Source organism: Stenotrophomonas sp. 109824_Sma (genome assembly GCF_056480025.1).
Genome location: NZ_CM151078.1, coordinates 1,260,066 through 1,276,558, shown reverse-complemented (window position 1 = coordinate 1,276,558; position 16,493 = coordinate 1,260,066). Strand labels below are relative to the sequence as shown.

Sequence of the window (16,493 nt, the reverse complement as noted above, 5' to 3'; positions counted from 1 at the left end):
GCGCTGCCCTGCCCCATGGCCAAAGGTCATGGGCGAGCGCCCATCCACCCATGCCCAAAAGCGTGCGAACCAAGGTTCGCACCCACCTTGTGCAGGTTCGCATCCACCAGAGCGGTTTCAGTAGATCCACGCCATGCGTGGATGGAATGCACCGAGAAGCAGTGCGGACCAAGGTCCGCACCCACCAGAGTCAGGCCCGGTCAGTCGACCAGGCGCAGACGCAGTTCCTTCGGCAGCGCGAACACCATCGATTCCGGTTCGCCGTCCAGCTCGCCGACGCCGGTCGCGCCCAGCTCGGCCAGGCGCGCCAGCACGCCATCGACCAGCACCTGCGGTGCCGATGCACCGGCGGTCACGCCGATGTGCTGTTTGCCCTGCACCCACTGCGGGTCAATCTCGTGCGCGCCGTCAATCAGGTACGACTCCACGCCCTCACGACGGGCCAGCTCGCTCAAGCGGTTGGAGTTGGAGCTGTTCGGCGAGCCGACCACCAGCACCAGGTCACAGCGCTTGGCCAGGTCGCGCACGGCGTCCTGGCGGTTCTGCGTGGCGTAGCAGATGTCGTCGTTCTTCGGGCCCTGCATCGCCGGGAAACGCTCGCGCAGCGCATCGATGATGCCGCGCGTGTCGTCCACCGACAGCGTGGTCTGGGTGGTGTAGGCGAAGTTTTCCGGCTGGTTGATGTGCAGCGTGGCGACCTGCTCCACATCTTCGACCAGGTAGATCTGGCCGGTGCCGGCTTCGCGGTTCCACTGGCCCATGGTGCCTTCCACTTCCGGGTGGCCGGCATGGCCGATCAGCACCACGTCACGGCCGGCACGGCAGTGGCGGGCAACCTCGAAGTGGACCTTGGTCACCAGCGGACAGGTGGCGTCGAACACCTTCAGGCCACGGCGCTCGGCTTCCTGGCGCACGGCCTGGGACACGCCATGGGCGCTGAAGATGACCGTGTTGTTGTCCGGCACTTCGTCGAGTTCCTCGACGAAGATCGCACCGCGCTGCTTCAGGTCGTCGACCACGAACCGGTTGTGCACCACTTCATGGCGGACGTAGATGGGCGCGCCCAGCGTTTCGATCGCGCGCTTGACGATCTCGATCGCACGATCGACACCGGCACAGAAACCACGCGGGTTGGCGAGCAGCACATCCATCAGTTCAATCTCCCGGCAGCGGCCGGCTTACGGTTTCGGGTTGGCATTATCCGCCTTTTTGGCGGACTTGCCGTCGAACAGGCCAAACAGGGCGATGCCGATGGCACCCGCCACGATGGCCGAGTCGGCGATGTTGAACGAGGGCCAGGTGTAGCTGCCCACGTACCACTGGATGAAATCGACCACGTGGCCGTGCACCTGGCGGTCGATCACGTTGCCGATCGCGCCGCCGATGATCAGTGCATACGGCACCGCGGCCTTCCAGTTGCCGCGGGCGGTACCGCGCAGCCACCAGGCCATCAGGCCGCTGATGGCGATCGCCAGCGCGGTGAAGAAGTACTTCTGCCAGCCACCGGCGTCGCTCAGGAAACTGAACGCCGCACCGGTGTTGTAGGTGCGGTACCAGTTCCAGAAGCCGTCGATGACCACCACCGGCTGGAATTCAGGCAGGCTCGACAGCACCCAGGCCTTGGACCACTGATCCAGGCCGATGATGGCGGCCGACAGCAGCAGCCAGACCAGGGCGTTCGGATGCGGACGTGCGGCGCTCATCAGAACCAGCTCCGCAGTTCGCCGGCGCCGGTGACGTTGCTCACGCAGCGGCCGCACAGTTCCGGATGGTCGGCGTTGCTGCCGACATCGGCGCGGTGGTGCCAGCAGCGCACGCACTTGGCCTTGGTGGTCGGCTGGGCGCTGACGAACACCTCGTCGGTGGTCGCCGGGCGCACCTGCACGTCGCCACTGATGAACAGGAAGCGCAGTTCATCGGCCAGCGGCTGCCAGCGCGCGGCCTGCTCTTCGCTGGCGGCGATGGTGATTTCCGCTTCCAGCGCGGCACCAATGGCGCCGTTGGCACGCATCGGCTCGAGCACCTTGGCGACCTGCTCGCGCACGGCCAGCAGCTGGTCGAAGTCGGCGGCGTTGAGCTGGGCATCGGCCGGCAGCGGCGCCAGGCCGTCGTACCAGGTGGTGAACAGCACGTGGCCGGCATGCTCGCCCGGCAGGTAACCCCACAGCTCGTCGGCGGTGAAGGTCAGGATCGGCGCCACCCAGCGGGTGAACGCTTCGGCGATGTGGTACATCGCGCTCTGTGCCGAACGGCGACCGTGCGAATCGGTCGGCATCGTGTACAGGCGGTCCTTGGTCACGTCCAGGTACAGCGAGCCCAGGTCCACGCTGCAGAAGTTCAGCAGCAGCTGCACGATCTCGGCCATGTTGTAGCCGTCGTAGGCCGCCTTGATCTTCTCCTGCAGCTCCCACGCGCGATGCACGATCCAGCGGTCCAGCGCGACCATCTGCTCGAGCGGTTGCAGGTGCTGGGCCGGATCGAAGCCGTCCAGGTTGCCGAGCAGGAAGCGCGCGGTGTTGCGCAGGCGACGGTAGGCGTCGGCGTTTCGCTTGAGGATCTCCTGCGACAGCGACATCTCGTTGCTGTAGTCGGCCGAGGCGATCCACAGGCGCAGGATGTCCGCGCCCAGCTTGTTCATGATGTCCTGCGGCTCGATGCCGTTGCCCAGCGACTTGGACATCTTGCGGCCGTGCTCGTCCACGGTGAAGCCGTGGGTCAGGCACTGCTTGTATGGCGCGCGCTTGTCGATCGCCACGCCGGTCAGCAGCGAGGACTGGAACCAGCCGCGGTGCTGGTCGGAACCTTCCAGGTACAGGTCGGCCGGCTTGCCGAAGCCTCGCGCGGCGAGCACGCCTTCATGGGTCACGCCCGAATCGAACCAGACGTCGAGGATGTCGGTGACCTTCTCGTAGTCGGCCGCTTCGGCGCCCAGCAGTTCGGCGGCATCCAGCGAGTACCACACGTCGATGCCCTCGGCTTCGACGCGGTCGGCGACCTGCTGCATCAGCTCCACCGAGCGCGGGTGGATCTCGCCGGTCTGGCGGTGGGTGAACAGTGCGATCGGTACGCCCCAGGTGCGCTGGCGCGAGATCGTCCAGTCCGGGCGACCGTCGACCATGCTCTGGATGCGCGCCTTGCCCCAGGTCGGGAACCAGCCGACGGTGTCGATGGCGGCCAGCGCATCGTTGCGCAGGTTGGCCTTGTCCATCGAGATGAACCACTGCGGGGTGGCGCGGAACACCACCGGCGTCTTGTGGCGCCAGCAGTGCGGGTAGCTGTGGCGGATCGGGTGAAAGGCCAGCAGCGAACCGTTGTCGCGCAGCACGCCGACGATGGCCTCCTGCGCCTTCCACAGGTGCTGGCCGGCCAGCACCACGTCACCGGCCGGCGGGGTCGATTCCAGGTACACGCCGCGCCCGTCGATCGGAGTCACCTGGCCGGCGTTGTACTTGTCCAGCAGGCCGTACTTCTGGCTGACCACGAAGTCTTCCTGGCCGTGGCCGGGCGCGGTGTGCACCGCACCGGTACCGTCCTCGTCGGACACATGGTCGCCATTGAGGACCAGGATCTCGCGCTCCGGGTAGAACGGGTGCGCCAGCAGCTGGTTCTCCAGCGCCGCGCCGGTGGTTTCACCGTGCAGCACCACTTCGTCCACGCCGTAGCGCTGCAGTGCGCGCTCGGCCAGGGCCGCGGCCAGCACCAGCCAGCGGCGCTTGCCGTTGTGCGCCGGGCCCTCGGCCAGTACGTAATTGATCTCTGCGCCCAGCGACACCGCCAGCGAGGCCGGCAGCGTCCACGGGGTGGTGGTCCAGATCGGCACGGCCACTTCAACGTCGGCCGGCACGCTCACGCCGAACGCCTGGCCGATGGCCTGCGCATCGCGCGCGGCGTAGGCCACGTCGATCGCCGGCGATTCCTTTTCCTGGTATTCGATCTCGGCCTCGGCCAGCGCCGAGCCACAGTCGAAGCACCAGTACACCGGCTTGGCGCCGCGGACCAGGTGGCCGTTGGCCACGACCTTGGCCAGCGCGCGGATCTCGTTGGCTTCGAAGTCGAAGCTCAGGGTCTTGTACGGGTTGTCCCAGTCACCGGTCACGCCCAGGCGCTTGAAGTCCACGCGCTGGATGTTGATCTGCTCTTCGGCGAACTCGCGGCACTTCTGGCGGAATTCGACGGCGTCGAGCTTGGTGCCGACCTTGCCCCACTTCTTCTCGACCGCGATCTCGATCGGCAGGCCATGGCAGTCCCAGCCCGGCACGTAGGGCGCATCGAAGCCGGCCAGGTAGCGCGACTTGACGATGATGTCCTTCAGGATCTTGTTGACCGCGTGGCCCAGGTGGATGCGGCCGTTGGCGTACGGCGGGCCGTCATGCAGCACGAACAGCGGGCGGCCGGCGGCGTTGTCGCGCAGCTGCTGGTAGAGCCCCTGCTCTTCCCACCGCGCCAGAATGCCCGGCTCGCGCTTGGGCAGATCGCCGCGCATCGGGAATTCGGTGGCTGGCAGGTTCAGGGTGGTCTTGTAGTCCTGGCTCACGCAGTGGCTCGCAATCTATGTTCGGAAAGGATGGCGCGCGCCTGTTCGGCGTCGCGGTGCATCTGGTCGGTCAGCGCCGCCAGATCATTGAATTTTTCTTCGTCGCGCAGCTTGGCGACGAACTCCACGTCGATGTGGCGCCCGTACAGGTCGCCCTGGAAATCGAACAGGTGGGCTTCCAGCAGCGGCTCCACGCCCTCCACCGTCGGCCGCGTACCGAAGCTGGACACCGAGGGCCACGGCTGGTCGAACACGCCGTGCACCCAGGTCGCGTAGATGCCCGACAGCGCCGGGGTCTTCGGGAAGCGCAGGTTGGCGGTGGGGAAGCCCAGCGTGCGGCCGAGCTGGCGCCCGCGCACCACCCGTCCGCTGATCGCGTACGGACGGCCGAGCAGGTCGCCGGCACGGGCGAAATCGCCCTCCTGCAGCAACTGGCGGATGCGGGTGCTGGAGATGCGGTCGCCATGCAGGTCCACCGCTTCGATCTCGCCCGCGGTGAAGCCGAGTTCGGCGCCCATCTTCTGCAGCAGGGACAGATCGCCGCGGCGGCGGTTGCCGAAGCAGAACTCCGGCCCGATCCACACTTCGCGGGCGCCCAGCCGGTGCACCAGCAACTGGCGCACGAAAGTCTCGGCCGGCATCGCCGCCATCGCCGCATCGAAACGCAGCAGGCCGATCGCATCGACGCCAAGCTCGCGCAGGATCTCGACCTTGCTGCGCGCCAGGGTCAGCCGCGGCGGCGGCGTGCCCTGGGCGAAGAATTCACGCGGCAGCGGCTCGAATGCCACGGCCACTGCGGCCACGCCCAAGGCGCGCGCGCGGGCAACCGCGTGGCGGACCAGCGCACGATGGCCCAGGTGGAGGCCGTCGAATGCACCGATACAGACCACGCTTCCGTTCGGGAACAGCTCCCCGCCCTCGACGCTTCTGAACAGCCTGCTCATCAACTCTCGTTCCGGCCCGACCGGGGCCGCCGCTTCAATGGTGTAACCCTGAAGTATAGCCGCCACGGGCCGCGATCAATGCCCGCGCAGGTCGCGCGGGCGGAAGCCCATCGCCAGCATGGCCACCGCATAGGTCGCGCCACCGCCGCCGACCAGCAGCGCCAGGGCACCGATCCGCTCCCACACGCTCATCGCCGAGAAGCCCGGCAGCCAGTGCAGCAGGGCCAGCAACACGCCAACCATGGCCGCACAGGCCAGCACCAGGCGTACCAGATAGCCGCCCCAGCCCGGCCGGCGCTGGTAGACCTCGGTCTTGCCCAGCCAGTACCAGAGCAGGCCCAGATTCAGGTAACTGGACAGCGCGCTGGCGATGCCCAGTGCCAGGTGCAGGCCCGGCTGCTTGCCGATGGCCGCCATCACGCCCTGTGCCTTCAGCGCGTCCGGCACCATCACCTGGTACAGCACGGCCAGCAGGATGAAGTTGAACACCATGTTGGCCACCAGCGCAGCCACACCGGCGCGCACCGGGGTCTTGGTGTCCTGGCGGGCATAGAAGGCCGGCAGCACCACTTTGAGCAGTGCGAACGCCGGCAGTCCGAAGCTGAGACCGTACACCGACAGCGCGGTCATGCGGGTATCAAAGGCGCTGAACTGGCCGTGCTGGAAGATGGTCGCGATCAGCGGCTCGGCCAGCAGCAGCAGGCCCAGCATGGCCGGCACCGAGATCAACAGGGTCATGCGCAGGCCCCAGTCCAGCGAGCGCGAGAAGCCCTCGCGGTCGGTACTGACGTGGTGGCGGGCCAGGGCCGGCAGGATCACCGTGCCCAGCGCCACGCCGAACACACCCAGCGGCAGCTCCAGGAAGCGGTCGGCCAGCGACAGCCACGACTGCGAGCCGTCGGTCAGCTTGGCCGCGATCACCGTATCCAGCAGCAGGTTGATCTGCGCCACCGACGAACCGAACAGGGTCGGCACCATCAGCGTCATCACCTTGCGCACGCCCGGATGGCTCCAGCCCCAGCGCGGCAGGGTCAGCAGGTTGATGCCCTTCAGCGAGGGCAGCTGGAACAGCAGCTGCAGGAGGCCGGCGGCGAGTACCGCCCAGCCCAGCGCCAGGATCTGCTTCTCTGGAGTGCCGCCCAGCCGCGGCGCCAGCCACAGCGCGCCGGCGATCATGCACAGGTTGAGGATGACCGGGGTCAGCGCCGGCATGGCAAAGCGCTGGAAGCTGTTGAGCGCGCCGCCGGCCAGTGCGGTCAGCGAGACGAACAGCAGGAACGGGAAGGTCAGGCGGAACAGGTCGACCAGCAGGCCCTGCTTGACCGGATCGGTATCAACACCGCTTGAGAAAACCGAGGCCAGCTGCGGCGCGAAGATCAGCGCCAACGCGGTGACCAGCATCAGCACCCCGCCCAGGGTGCCGGCAGTGCGGGCCATCAGTTCGCGCAGCTCGGCGTGGCTGCGGGTTTCCTTCACTTCCGTGAACACCGGCACGAAAGCGGTGGCAAAAGACCCTTCGGCGAACAACCGGCGCAGGAAATTGGGTACCCTGAAGGCGACCCAGAAAGCATCAGTGATGGCGTTGGTGCCGAACGTGGTGGTCACCACGAAGTCCCGGACAAGTCCGAGAACGCGCGAGACCATGGTCATGCTGCTGAACGACAGCAGGCCCCGCAACAACTTGGGTGAACTCACTCAGCGTCCCTCTTGACAATCGACTTGACGTGCATTTCTTACGCCATCATACTAGCTAGCTTGCTGTTCCCATAACACCGATTTTTTCAGGAAACCACCACCGTGGCCAATATCAAGTCCGCCAAGAAGCGCGCCAAGCAGACCGTCGTGCGCAACGCGCGCAACGTGGCTCAGCGCTCGATGCTGCGCACCGCTGTCAAGAAAGTGATCAAGGCGCTGGACGCCAACGATGCCGCCGGCGCCGAAGCCGCCTTCGCCGTTGCCCAGCCGATCCTGGATCGCTTCAGCGCGCGTGGCCTGATCCACAAGAACAAGGCTGCTCGCCACAAGAGCCGCCTGAACGACCGCATCAAGGCCCTCAAGGCCGCCTGATCCGGCGTTGCCGCCCTGCCCTTCGGGGTTGGGCTGCAGACAAAAGCCCGGCCCCGGCCGGGTTTTTTGTTGCCTGCGATCCGGTAGTGCCGGCCGCTGGCCGGCAACCCCGAGGAATGCCGGCCAGCGGCCGGCACTACCGGAAAACAAAAAACCCGGCCGAAGCCGGGCTTTTCGCATGGAACCACAACAGCATCACTGCGCGTTGCGGGCTTCCAGCTCATCTTCCTTCTGGCGATCGAAGAAGGCCATGATCCGGCTCATGATCGGGAAGGTACCTTCGCGACCCAGCGCCGACACCAGGAACCACGGCTCCTTCCAGCCCAGCTCGGCGACGATCTGCTCGGCCGCCGCCTTGGCCTCGTCTTCGAACATCAGGTCGGCCTTGTTCAGCACCAGCCAGCGCGGCTTGTTCAGCAGCTCCGGATCGTGCTTTTCCAGCTCGCGCTCGATCGCACGCACCTGCTCGACTGGCGAAATGCCTTCCACGCCACCTTCCATCGGCGAGATGTCCACCAGGTGCAGCAGCAGGCGGGTGCGCTGCAGGTGGCGCAGGAACTGCGCACCAAGGCCGGCGCCGTCCGCCGCGCCTTCGATCAGGCCCGGAATGTCGGCGATCACGAAGCTGCGGTAGTTCTCCACCTTCACCACACCCAGGTTCGGGTACAGCGTGGTGAACGGGTAATCGGCCACCTTCGGCGTTGCCGCCGAAACGGCACGGATCAGGGTGCTCTTGCCGGCATTGGGGAAGCCCAGCAGGCCGACATCGGCCAGCAGCTTCAGCTCCAGCTTCAGCGTGCGCTCTTCGCCCGGCTCGCCCGGCAGCGCCTGGCGCGGCGAGCGGTTGGTCGAGCTCTTGAAGTGCATGTTGCCCAGGCCGCCACGGCCCCCCTTGGCCACCAGCAGACGGTCGTTGTGCTGGGTCAGGTCGCCGATGACTTCATCGGTGGCGACGTTGATGACCACGGTGCCGACCGGCACGGTGATGGTCAGGTCTTCACCACCCTTGCCATAGGCCTGGCGGCCCATGCCGTTCTCGCCGCGCTGCGCCTTGAAGATGCGGTCATGGCGGAAGTCGACCAGGGTGTTCAGGTTTTCGTCGGCGCGGATGTACACGCTGCCGCCCGCACCGCCGTCGCCGCCGTCCGGGCCGCCGAGCGGAATGAACTTCTCGCGACGGAAGCCAATGCAGCCGTTGCCGCCGTTGCCGGCGAACACTTCGATTTCTGCTTCGTCTACCAGTTTCATTGTTTCGATGCCTGCGATGGGCGTGGCCTGCCGGCCGCCGCCTTGAATGTTATGCCTGCCGATGGCCGGCAGCCCGGCCTGGCCGGTCTTGCGTCCACTCTAACGAAAAGCCCCGCCGAAGCGGGGCTCTTCATGCAGCACTCCCATGCCGGGGCACGGGTGCCGGCGATGCCTGGATCAGGCGTCGGCCGAGACGATGCTGACGGTGCGACGCTTCTTGGCGCCCTTGACCGAGAACTCCACCTTGCCGTCCACGAGGGCGAACAGGGTGTGGTCACGGCCCAGGCCAACGCCCGAACCCGGGTGGAACTGGGTGCCGCGCTGACGCACGATGATGTTGCCGGCTTCGATGGCCTGGCCGCCGAAGATCTTGACGCCCAGGTACTTCGGGTTGGAGTCGCGACCGTTGCGCGAGGAGCCTACGCCCTTTTTATGTGCCATGACTGCTTCTCCTGATGCTTAGCCGGCGATGCCGGTGATCTCGATTTCGGTGTAGTACTGACGGTGACCCTGACGCTTCATGTGGTGCTTGCGGCGACGGAACTTGATGATCCGGACCTTGTCAGCACGCCCCTGGGACAGGACCTTGGCGGTGACGGCAGCGCCCTTCAGCGCATCGCCCAGCTTCACGCCGTCGCTGTCACCCAGCATCAGGATGTTGTCAAACTTGATCTCGCTGCCGACTTCGACTTCGAGCTTTTCAATGCGGAGCTTTTCGCCCTGCGCCACGCGGTATTGCTTACCGCCGGTGACCAGTACTGCGTACATGACCAGGCCTTCCTCTGTAGTTATTGTGGTCTGAGCTGCCGCCATCGAGGGCGGACAGGAGCGGGATTGTACGCAGATCAGCGGGCGCGGGTCAAGTCAACCCCTGAACGGCCGGGGGGCCCCGCAAAGGGGGGCGCCGGGATGGGGTCAGATCCCATTCCACCCCGTGAAAAGGATCTGACCCCTGCCTGACGGCCCGTCTCACAAGGTGAGACACCGGGCTGGCATTGTCGCCCATTGCCCCCATCTGGTCACCTCGGTAGGCTGACCGATTGCCGTTCCCTGCTGGCCCGGCACCCAGCCAACGCCCCCACAACCGGATCCCCCATGGCGATGGATTTCATCCGCATCCGCGGCGCGCGGACGCACAACCTGAAGAACCTCGACCTCGACCTGCCCCGCGACAAGCTGATCGTGATCACCGGCCTGTCCGGCTCGGGCAAGTCCTCGCTGGCGTTCGACACCATCTATGCAGAAGGCCAGCGCCGCTATGTCGAGTCGCTATCGGCCTATGCGCGCCAGTTCCTGAGCGTGATGGAAAAGCCGGACCTGGACCACATCGAGGGCCTGTCCCCGGCGATCTCGATCGAGCAGAAATCGACCTCGCACAACCCGCGTTCGACCGTCGGCACGATCACCGAGATCTACGACTACCTGCGCCTGCTGTACGCCCGCGTCGGCACCCCGCGCTGCCCGGACCACGGCTATCCGCTGGAAGCGCAGACGGTCAGCCAGATGGTCGACCAGGTACTGACCCTGGACCCGGAACAGCGCTACATGCTGCTGGCCCCGGTCATCCGCGACCGCAAGGGCGAGCATGCCCAGGTGTTCGACCAGCTGCGCGCGCAGGGTTTCGTGCGCGTGCGCGTGGACGGCGAGCTGCATGAAATCGACGCGGTGCCGCCGCTGGCACTGCGCCAGAAGCACACCATCGAAGCGGTGATCGACCGCTTCCGCCCGCGCGAGGACATCAAGCAGCGCCTGGCCGAGAGCTTCGAGACCGCGCTGAAACTCGGCGACGGCATGGCCTCGGTGCAGAGCCTGGACAAGGCCGAGACCGCGCCGACCCTGTTCTCCTCCAAGTACTCCTGCCCGGTCTGCGATTACTCGCTGCCGGAGCTGGAGCCGCGCCTGTTCTCGTTCAACGCGCCGATGGGTGCCTGCCCCGGCTGCGATGGCCTGGGCATGGCCGAATTCTTCGATCCGTCGCGCGTGGTGGTGCACCCCGAGCTGTCGCTGGCCGCCGGTGCGGTGCGCGGCTGGGATCGCCGCAATGCCTACTATTTCCAGCTGATCGCATCGCTGGCCAAGCACTACAAGTTCGATGTCGACGCGACGTGGAACTCGCTGCCGCAGAACGTGCAGCAGGCCGTGCTGTACGGCAGTGGCGATGAAGCGATCACCTTCACCTACTTCACCGAAGCCGGTGGCCGCACCCAGCGCAAGCACCGCTTCGAAGGCATCATTCCCAACCTCGAGCGCCGCTACAAGGAAACCGAATCGCCGGCGGTGCGCGAAGAACTGTCCAAGTACATCAGCGAACAGCCGTGCCCGGAATGCCATGGCGCGCGCCTGAACAAGGCGGCACGCAACGTGTTCGTGGCCGACCGCCCGCTGCCGGACCTGGTGGTGCTGCCGATCGACGAGGCGCTGAAGTTCTTCAGCGAACTGAGCCTGCCGGGCTGGCGTGGCGAGATCGCCTCGAAGATCGTCAAGGAGATCGGTGAGCGCCTCGGCTTCCTGGTCGATGTGGGCCTGGATTACCTGACCCTGGAGCGCAAGGCCGACACCCTGTCCGGTGGCGAGGCACAGCGCATCCGCCTGGCCAGCCAGATCGGTGCCGGCCTGGTCGGCGTGATGTACGTGCTCGACGAGCCGTCGATCGGCCTGCACCAGCGCGACAACGAACGCCTGCTCGGCACCCTCACCCGCCTGCGCGACCTCGGCAACACGGTGATCGTGGTCGAGCATGACGAGGATGCGATCCGCCTGGCCGACTACGTGCTGGACATCGGCCCGGGCGCGGGCGTGCATGGCGGCGAGATCGTCGGCCAGGGCACCCTGCAGGACATCCTGGAGGCACCGCGTTCGCTGACCGGCCAGTACCTGTCGGGCAAGCGTGCGATCGAGATCCCCGCGCGCCGGCACAAGCCGAACCCGAAGATGACCCTGCACCTGCGCGGGGCCAGCGGCAACAACCTGAAGGGCGTGGACCTGGCGATTCCGTCGGGCCTGCTGACCTGCGTGACCGGTGTGTCCGGCTCCGGCAAGTCGACCCTGATCAACGACACCCTGTTCTCGCTGGCCGCCAACGAGATCAACGGTTCCTCGCACCCGATCGCCCCATACAAGGAGATCGATGGCCTGGACCTGTTCGACAAGGTGGTGGACATCGACCAGTCGCCGATCGGCCGCACTCCACGTTCGAACCCGGCCACCTACACCGGCCTGTTCACTCCCCTGCGCGAACTGTTCGCACAGGTGCCCGAAGCGCGTGCGCGCGGCTATTCGCCGGGCCGTTTCAGCTTCAACGTGCGCGGTGGCCGCTGCGAAGCCTGCCAGGGCGACGGCCTGATCAAGGTCGAGATGCACTTCCTGCCGGACGTGTACGTGCCGTGCGATGTCTGCCATGGCAAGCGTTACAACCGCGAAACGCTGGAGATCCTGTACAAGGGCTTCAACATCAACGACGTGCTGGAAATGACCGTCGAGGATGCACTGAAGCTGTTCGAGCCGGTGCCGTCGATCGCACGCAAGCTGGAAACGCTGGTCGACGTCGGCCTGAGCTACATCAAGCTGGGCCAGAGCGCGACCACGCTGTCCGGCGGTGAGGCACAGCGCGTGAAGCTGTCCAAGGAACTGTCGCGCCGCGATACCGGCCGTACCCTGTACATCCTCGACGAGCCGACCACCGGCCTGCACTTCCACGACATCGAAGCGCTGCTGGGCGTGCTGCACAAGCTGCGCGACGAAGGCAACACGGTGGTGGTGATCGAGCACAACCTGGACGTGATCAAGACCGCCGACTGGATCGTCGACCTGGGTCCGGAAGGCGGCCACCGCGGTGGCACCATCCTGGTCACCGGCACGCCGGAAGACGTGGCGGCCTGCCCGCAGTCGTACACCGGCCAGTTCCTGGCCCGCATGCTGCCGTCCACCAGCGCGCGCCCCGAGCAGCCGGCCGCCGTGGCCAACAAGCCCGATGCGCGTCCGCCGCGCAAGGTGAAGCCTGAAAAGCCTGCCAAGGTGGCGAAGAAGGCCGTGGCCGCCAAGAGCACCGGCAAGGCCAGCAAGAGCACGTCGAAGAAGAAGGACGCCTGATGAGCAGCGAACACAAGATCCTGGCCCGCATCCCGATCAGCGTGCGCTGGCGTGACATGGACAGCATGGGCCACGTCAACAACGCCAAGTACATCTCTTACCTGGAAGAAGCGCGCGTGCGCTGGATGCTGGGCGTGGACGGCGTGTCGATGACCGACCGCATCGCCCCGGTGGTGGCCGCGACCAACGTCAACTATCGGCTGCCGATCGTGTGGCCCAACGACATCCTGGTCGAGCTGTTCGTCGAGCGCCTGGGCAACAGCAGCGTGACCATCGGCCACCGCATCGTCGACCAGCAGGACGAGTCGAAGCTGTACTCGGATGGCAACGTAGTGGTGGTGTGGATGGATACGCAGACCGGCAAGAGCGCACCGCTGCCGGACGCGATCCGCAACGCCTCTACCTGACGCGCTCTGGTAGGTGCCGACCTTGGTCGGCACGCTTCGGCGGCAATGAGGCTGCCGGCCAGCCGCCGGCACTACCGATCCAATTCAAAGGACTGACATGATCCACCAGACTGAACTGAGCGACCTGCTGCCCGGCATGGTCCCCTTCCCCACCGACGTCTTTCCCGCCGACCAGGCTTGGCTCGGCCAGCACCTGCTGCCGCTGCTGAAGATCGACCTGGGTGTGCTGCGCCCGGAACTGGCCGGCCAGGTGGCGACGATGCTGTGCCCGATCGAGCCCTACGACGGCTGCATCGGCGAGACCACCGGAGAACACCACAACGATTTCACCGGCACCAACTGGATCGCCTTCGAACTGACCGCCGGCAACGAGATGCGCTTCCTCGGCAACGAGGGCTATTTCATCGGCGACGCGGTGCAGGACAAGGACGCGCAGGAACACATCGCGCAGATGCGCGACAGCTACGCCAGGGCACGCGACTACCACGCCACGCATGGCCGCCTCGCCTGCTACTCGCGCTACGGCAAGGGTGAAGCCAGCGAGCGCGATTACCTGGATACGCTGGGTGGCCCGATCGGTTTCGGCAACTGGACCGAAACCGCAGAAATTCCCGCGGCCTTCGAACTGGGCTTTACCGAGGCTGCCGATGACCCCAATGCTGCGGACGATGCCGAAACGGTGATCATCACCCGCAATGGCAACAAGTTCTTCGCCGTGGCCGACGTAGCCGGCTACAACTGGTGCGCGACCGGCGCCGATGCGATCGTGATGCTGTACGAGCCGGAAAGCCGCACGGTGCTGTTCTCGTACGACTGGTCGTAAGACCCCATGGTCGTGCCGGCCGCTGGCCGGCATTTCCTGTGCTGCCGGCCAGCGGCCGGCACTACCCGATCGTCATTTCGCAGCCTTGCGCACGGTCAACGTCGCACTCGCTTCGCCGCCGCCTTCCAGCTGCAGCCGTAGCGGCACCACCTGCCCTTCCTTCAGCGCACCCTTGCCCTGCATCAACATCAGGTGCAGGCCGCCGGGCTTGAGCTCGGCACGTGCGCCCGGCGCCAGCGGCAGTCGCTCGATCGCGCGCATCCGGCTGACCCCATCCGTGATCGTGGTCTCGTGCAGCGACACATCGTCGAAGCTGCTGCTGGTCGCGCCGGTGATCGCCACTGCCTTGCTGCAGCCGTTGTGGATCACGCCGTAGCCGGCGGTCATCGGCATCGCCGGATTCGGCGGCAGCCGCGCCCAGCCCTGCTCCACCGTGACGCAGGCCGGTTCCGCCGCCGAGGCCGATGCTGCAGCCGCACACAGAACCCACAGTACGCCAACGAATGGTTTGGTTATCATCGCCCAGGTTCCTTCTTCGCAACGAGACCGCAGCATGACGACGCTCATCGAGGTGATCAACCATGGCCCCATCCGCGAACTGCGCTTGGCGCGGCCGCCGGTCAACGCACTGGACACCGAACTGTGCCGGCAGTTGATCCATGCCATCGAGCTGGCCATGGCCGAAGACGCGCACGGCATCGTGCTGTCGGGCAGCGAGCGCATCTTCACCGGCGGCATGGACGTGCCGCACCTGCTCTCGCATGGCGATGACAAGCACAAGCTGCTGGACACCTGGAACGCCTTCTTTGGCGCCGTGCGCACACTGGCCGAGAGCCGCATCCCGGTGGTCGCGGCGATCACCGGCCACGCCCCGGCCGGCGGCTGCGTGCTGGCGCTGTGCTGCGACTACCGGGTGATGGCGCGCAGCGCCGATCCGTCGCGGCCGTATGCCATCGGCCTGAACGAAGTCCAGGTGGGCCTGATCGCGCCGGAGGGCATCCAGCGCCTGCTGCGCCGTGCCGTGGGCGTGCACCGCGCCGGCGTCCTGCTGACCACCGGTTCGCTGGTGCCGGCCGAACAGGCGGTGCAGATCGGCCTGGTCGATGAACTGGCCGAGGGTGACCTGGTGGTCGCGCGTGCCGTGGCCTGGCTGCAAAACCTGCTCAAGCAGCCGCGGCAGCCGATGCTGCTGACCCGCGCCATCGCTCGTGCCGACCTGCATGTGGCGCTACAGCCGGACCTGATCCAGCTCGACCGCTTCGTCGAGGCCTGGTTTGCCCCGGACGCCCAGAATGCGCTGCAGGCGCTGGTGGCCAGGCTGGGCAAGTAAACGGTAGTGCCGGCCGCTGGCCGGCATCCGCAGGCACCCCAGGAGGATCATGAGGTTGCCGGCCAGCGGCCGGCACTACCGATGATGGGCCGGGCTGCACCGGTATAATCAGGCCCACTTTCACTGCTGTGGCCGCCCCCTTGAACGACACGCCCGAACCCGTCGTCTCCGAGCTGATCGACCTGCTCACGCTGGAGCGGCTGGAGGACAACCTGTTCCGCGGGCAGAGCCGCGACATCGGCACCAAGTACGTGTTCGGCGGGCAGGTGCTGGGCCAGGCGCTGGCTGCGGCACAGGCCACGGTCGACAACGGCCGCCACGTGCACTCGCTGCACGCCTACTTCCTGCGCGCCGGCAACATCGACCACCCGATCGTCTACGACGTGGACCGCACCCGCGACGGCGGCAGCTTCTCGGTGCGCCGGGTCACCGCGATCCAGCACGGCAAGGTGATCTTCTTCTGCGCGGCCTCGTTCCAGCAGGCCGAAACCGGTGCCGAGCACCAGCACAAGATGCCCGAAGTGCCGCAGCCGGAAGACATCGAACCGAACCGGCCGCTGCCGGCCGAAGTCCTGGAACGCCTGCCGATCAAGGTGCAGCGCTGGCTGTCGCGCGGCGGCCCGTTCGAGTTCCGCCACGTCTACCCGCGTGACGAACTGAACCCGCCCAAGCGCCCGCCCTACCACCAGGTGTGGCTGCGCCTGAGCGAGCCGGTCGGCGATGCCCCGGAGCTGCACCAGGCACTGCTGGCCTATGCCTCCGACTTCCACCTGCTGGGCACGGCCACGTTCCCGCACGGCATCAGCTACTACCACCCGCACGTGCAGATGGCCTCGCTCGACCACGCGATCTGGTTCCACCGCCCGTTCCGTGCCGACGACTGGCTGCTGTACTCGCTGGACAGCCCCAGCGCGCAGGATTCGCGCGGCCTGGCCCGCGGCCAGTTCTTCACCCGCAATGGCGTGCTGGTGGCCAGCACCGCGCAGGAAGGCCTGATCCGCGTGGTTCCCGACCAGGCAGCGGCCGCCGCCGTACCGGCCAAGGATTGATC

Annotated in this window: 15 protein-coding genes; 6 read left to right on the top strand and 9 right to left on the bottom strand. The window is 66.6% G+C overall.

Features of this window, described 5'->3' with window-relative positions:
* Positions 1-200 precede the first annotated feature (200 nt).
* The 5 genes from ispH to murJ form a co-directional block, all read right to left on the bottom strand.
* Complete coding sequence (gene ispH / locus ACZK1G_RS05980) at positions 201-1,151, bottom strand: 4-hydroxy-3-methylbut-2-enyl diphosphate reductase (RefSeq protein ID WP_101765120.1); 951 nt, start codon at positions 1,149-1,151, stop codon at positions 201-203.
* Between the two features lie 27 nt (positions 1,152-1,178).
* Positions 1,179-1,703 carry a signal peptidase II gene (gene lspA / locus ACZK1G_RS05975; protein WP_101765119.1) on the bottom strand — a complete coding sequence of 175 codons (525 nt, stop codon included), beginning with the start codon at positions 1,701-1,703 and terminating at the stop codon, positions 1,179-1,181.
* Complete coding sequence (gene ileS, locus ACZK1G_RS05970) at positions 1,703-4,534, bottom strand: isoleucine--tRNA ligase (RefSeq protein WP_101765118.1); 2,832 nt, start codon at positions 4,532-4,534, stop codon at positions 1,703-1,705. Before ileS ends, lspA begins: the two co-directional genes overlap by 1 nt.
* Positions 4,531-5,478, bottom strand: a complete 948-nt coding sequence (locus ACZK1G_RS05965) for a bifunctional riboflavin kinase/FAD synthetase (protein ID WP_101765117.1) — start codon at positions 5,476-5,478, stop codon at positions 4,531-4,533. Before ACZK1G_RS05965 ends, ileS begins: the two co-directional genes overlap by 4 nt.
* 75 nt (positions 5,479-5,553) lie before the next feature.
* Entirely contained in the window at positions 5,554-7,158 is a 1,605-nt protein-coding gene (gene murJ, locus ACZK1G_RS05960) for a murein biosynthesis integral membrane protein MurJ (RefSeq protein WP_101765116.1), read from the bottom strand.
* 117 nt (positions 7,159-7,275) lie between these two features.
* Between murJ and rpsT the strand changes: the two genes are divergently transcribed.
* The gene (rpsT, locus tag ACZK1G_RS05955; RefSeq protein WP_005408560.1) at positions 7,276-7,545 is read left to right on the top strand and encodes a 30S ribosomal protein S20; all 270 of its coding nucleotides are present in this window, start codon (positions 7,276-7,278) and stop codon (positions 7,543-7,545) included.
* A 195-nt stretch (positions 7,546-7,740) separates the two neighbouring features.
* Here the strand turns inward: rpsT and cgtA are convergent, their stop codons facing one another.
* The 3 genes from cgtA to rplU form a co-directional block, all read right to left on the bottom strand.
* Positions 7,741-8,793: an Obg family GTPase CgtA gene (gene cgtA / locus ACZK1G_RS05950; protein WP_006424789.1), complete on the bottom strand. Its 1,053-nt coding sequence runs from the start codon at positions 8,791-8,793 to the stop codon at positions 7,741-7,743.
* A gap of 177 nt (positions 8,794-8,970) precedes the next feature.
* Positions 8,971-9,234, bottom strand: a complete 264-nt coding sequence (rpmA, locus tag ACZK1G_RS05945) for a 50S ribosomal protein L27 (RefSeq protein WP_005415704.1) — start codon at positions 9,232-9,234, stop codon at positions 8,971-8,973.
* A gap of 18 nt (positions 9,235-9,252) precedes the next feature.
* Positions 9,253-9,561 carry a 50S ribosomal protein L21 gene (gene rplU / locus ACZK1G_RS05940; protein WP_005408557.1) on the bottom strand — a complete coding sequence of 103 codons (309 nt, stop codon included), beginning with the start codon at positions 9,559-9,561 and terminating at the stop codon, positions 9,253-9,255.
* Positions 9,562-9,888: 327 nt separating this feature from the next.
* On the opposite strand from rplU, the gene uvrA reads away from it, so the two are divergent.
* From uvrA to ACZK1G_RS05925, 3 genes are all read left to right on the top strand, one after another.
* Positions 9,889-12,882, top strand: a complete 2,994-nt coding sequence (gene uvrA, locus ACZK1G_RS05935) for an excinuclease ABC subunit UvrA (protein ID WP_135966108.1) — start codon at positions 9,889-9,891, stop codon at positions 12,880-12,882.
* Positions 12,882-13,289 carry an acyl-CoA thioesterase gene (locus ACZK1G_RS05930; RefSeq protein WP_100439276.1) on the top strand — a complete coding sequence of 136 codons (408 nt, stop codon included), beginning with the start codon at positions 12,882-12,884 and terminating at the stop codon, positions 13,287-13,289. Before uvrA ends, ACZK1G_RS05930 begins: the two co-directional genes overlap by 1 nt.
* A 97-nt stretch (positions 13,290-13,386) precedes the next feature.
* A complete protein-coding gene (locus ACZK1G_RS05925; RefSeq protein ID WP_101765114.1) occupies positions 13,387-14,112 on the top strand; it encodes an enolase in 726 nt (241 codons plus the stop codon).
* Positions 14,113-14,184: 72 nt separating this feature from the next.
* Here the strand turns inward: ACZK1G_RS05925 and ACZK1G_RS05920 are convergent, their stop codons facing one another.
* Complete coding sequence (locus ACZK1G_RS05920) at positions 14,185-14,631, bottom strand: copper chaperone PCu(A)C (RefSeq protein WP_088025122.1); 447 nt, start codon at positions 14,629-14,631, stop codon at positions 14,185-14,187.
* A 34-nt stretch (positions 14,632-14,665) separates the two neighbouring features.
* On the opposite strand from ACZK1G_RS05920, the gene ACZK1G_RS05915 reads away from it, so the two are divergent.
* Entirely contained in the window at positions 14,666-15,442 is a 777-nt protein-coding gene (locus tag ACZK1G_RS05915) for an enoyl-CoA hydratase/isomerase family protein (protein WP_087921878.1), read from the top strand.
* Positions 15,443-15,570: 128 nt separating this feature from the next.
* Positions 15,571-16,491, top strand: coding sequence for an acyl-CoA thioesterase II (gene tesB / locus ACZK1G_RS05910; protein WP_004148214.1), 921 nt, complete (start codon positions 15,571-15,573; stop codon positions 16,489-16,491).
* Positions 16,492-16,493: the final 2 nt, after the last annotated feature.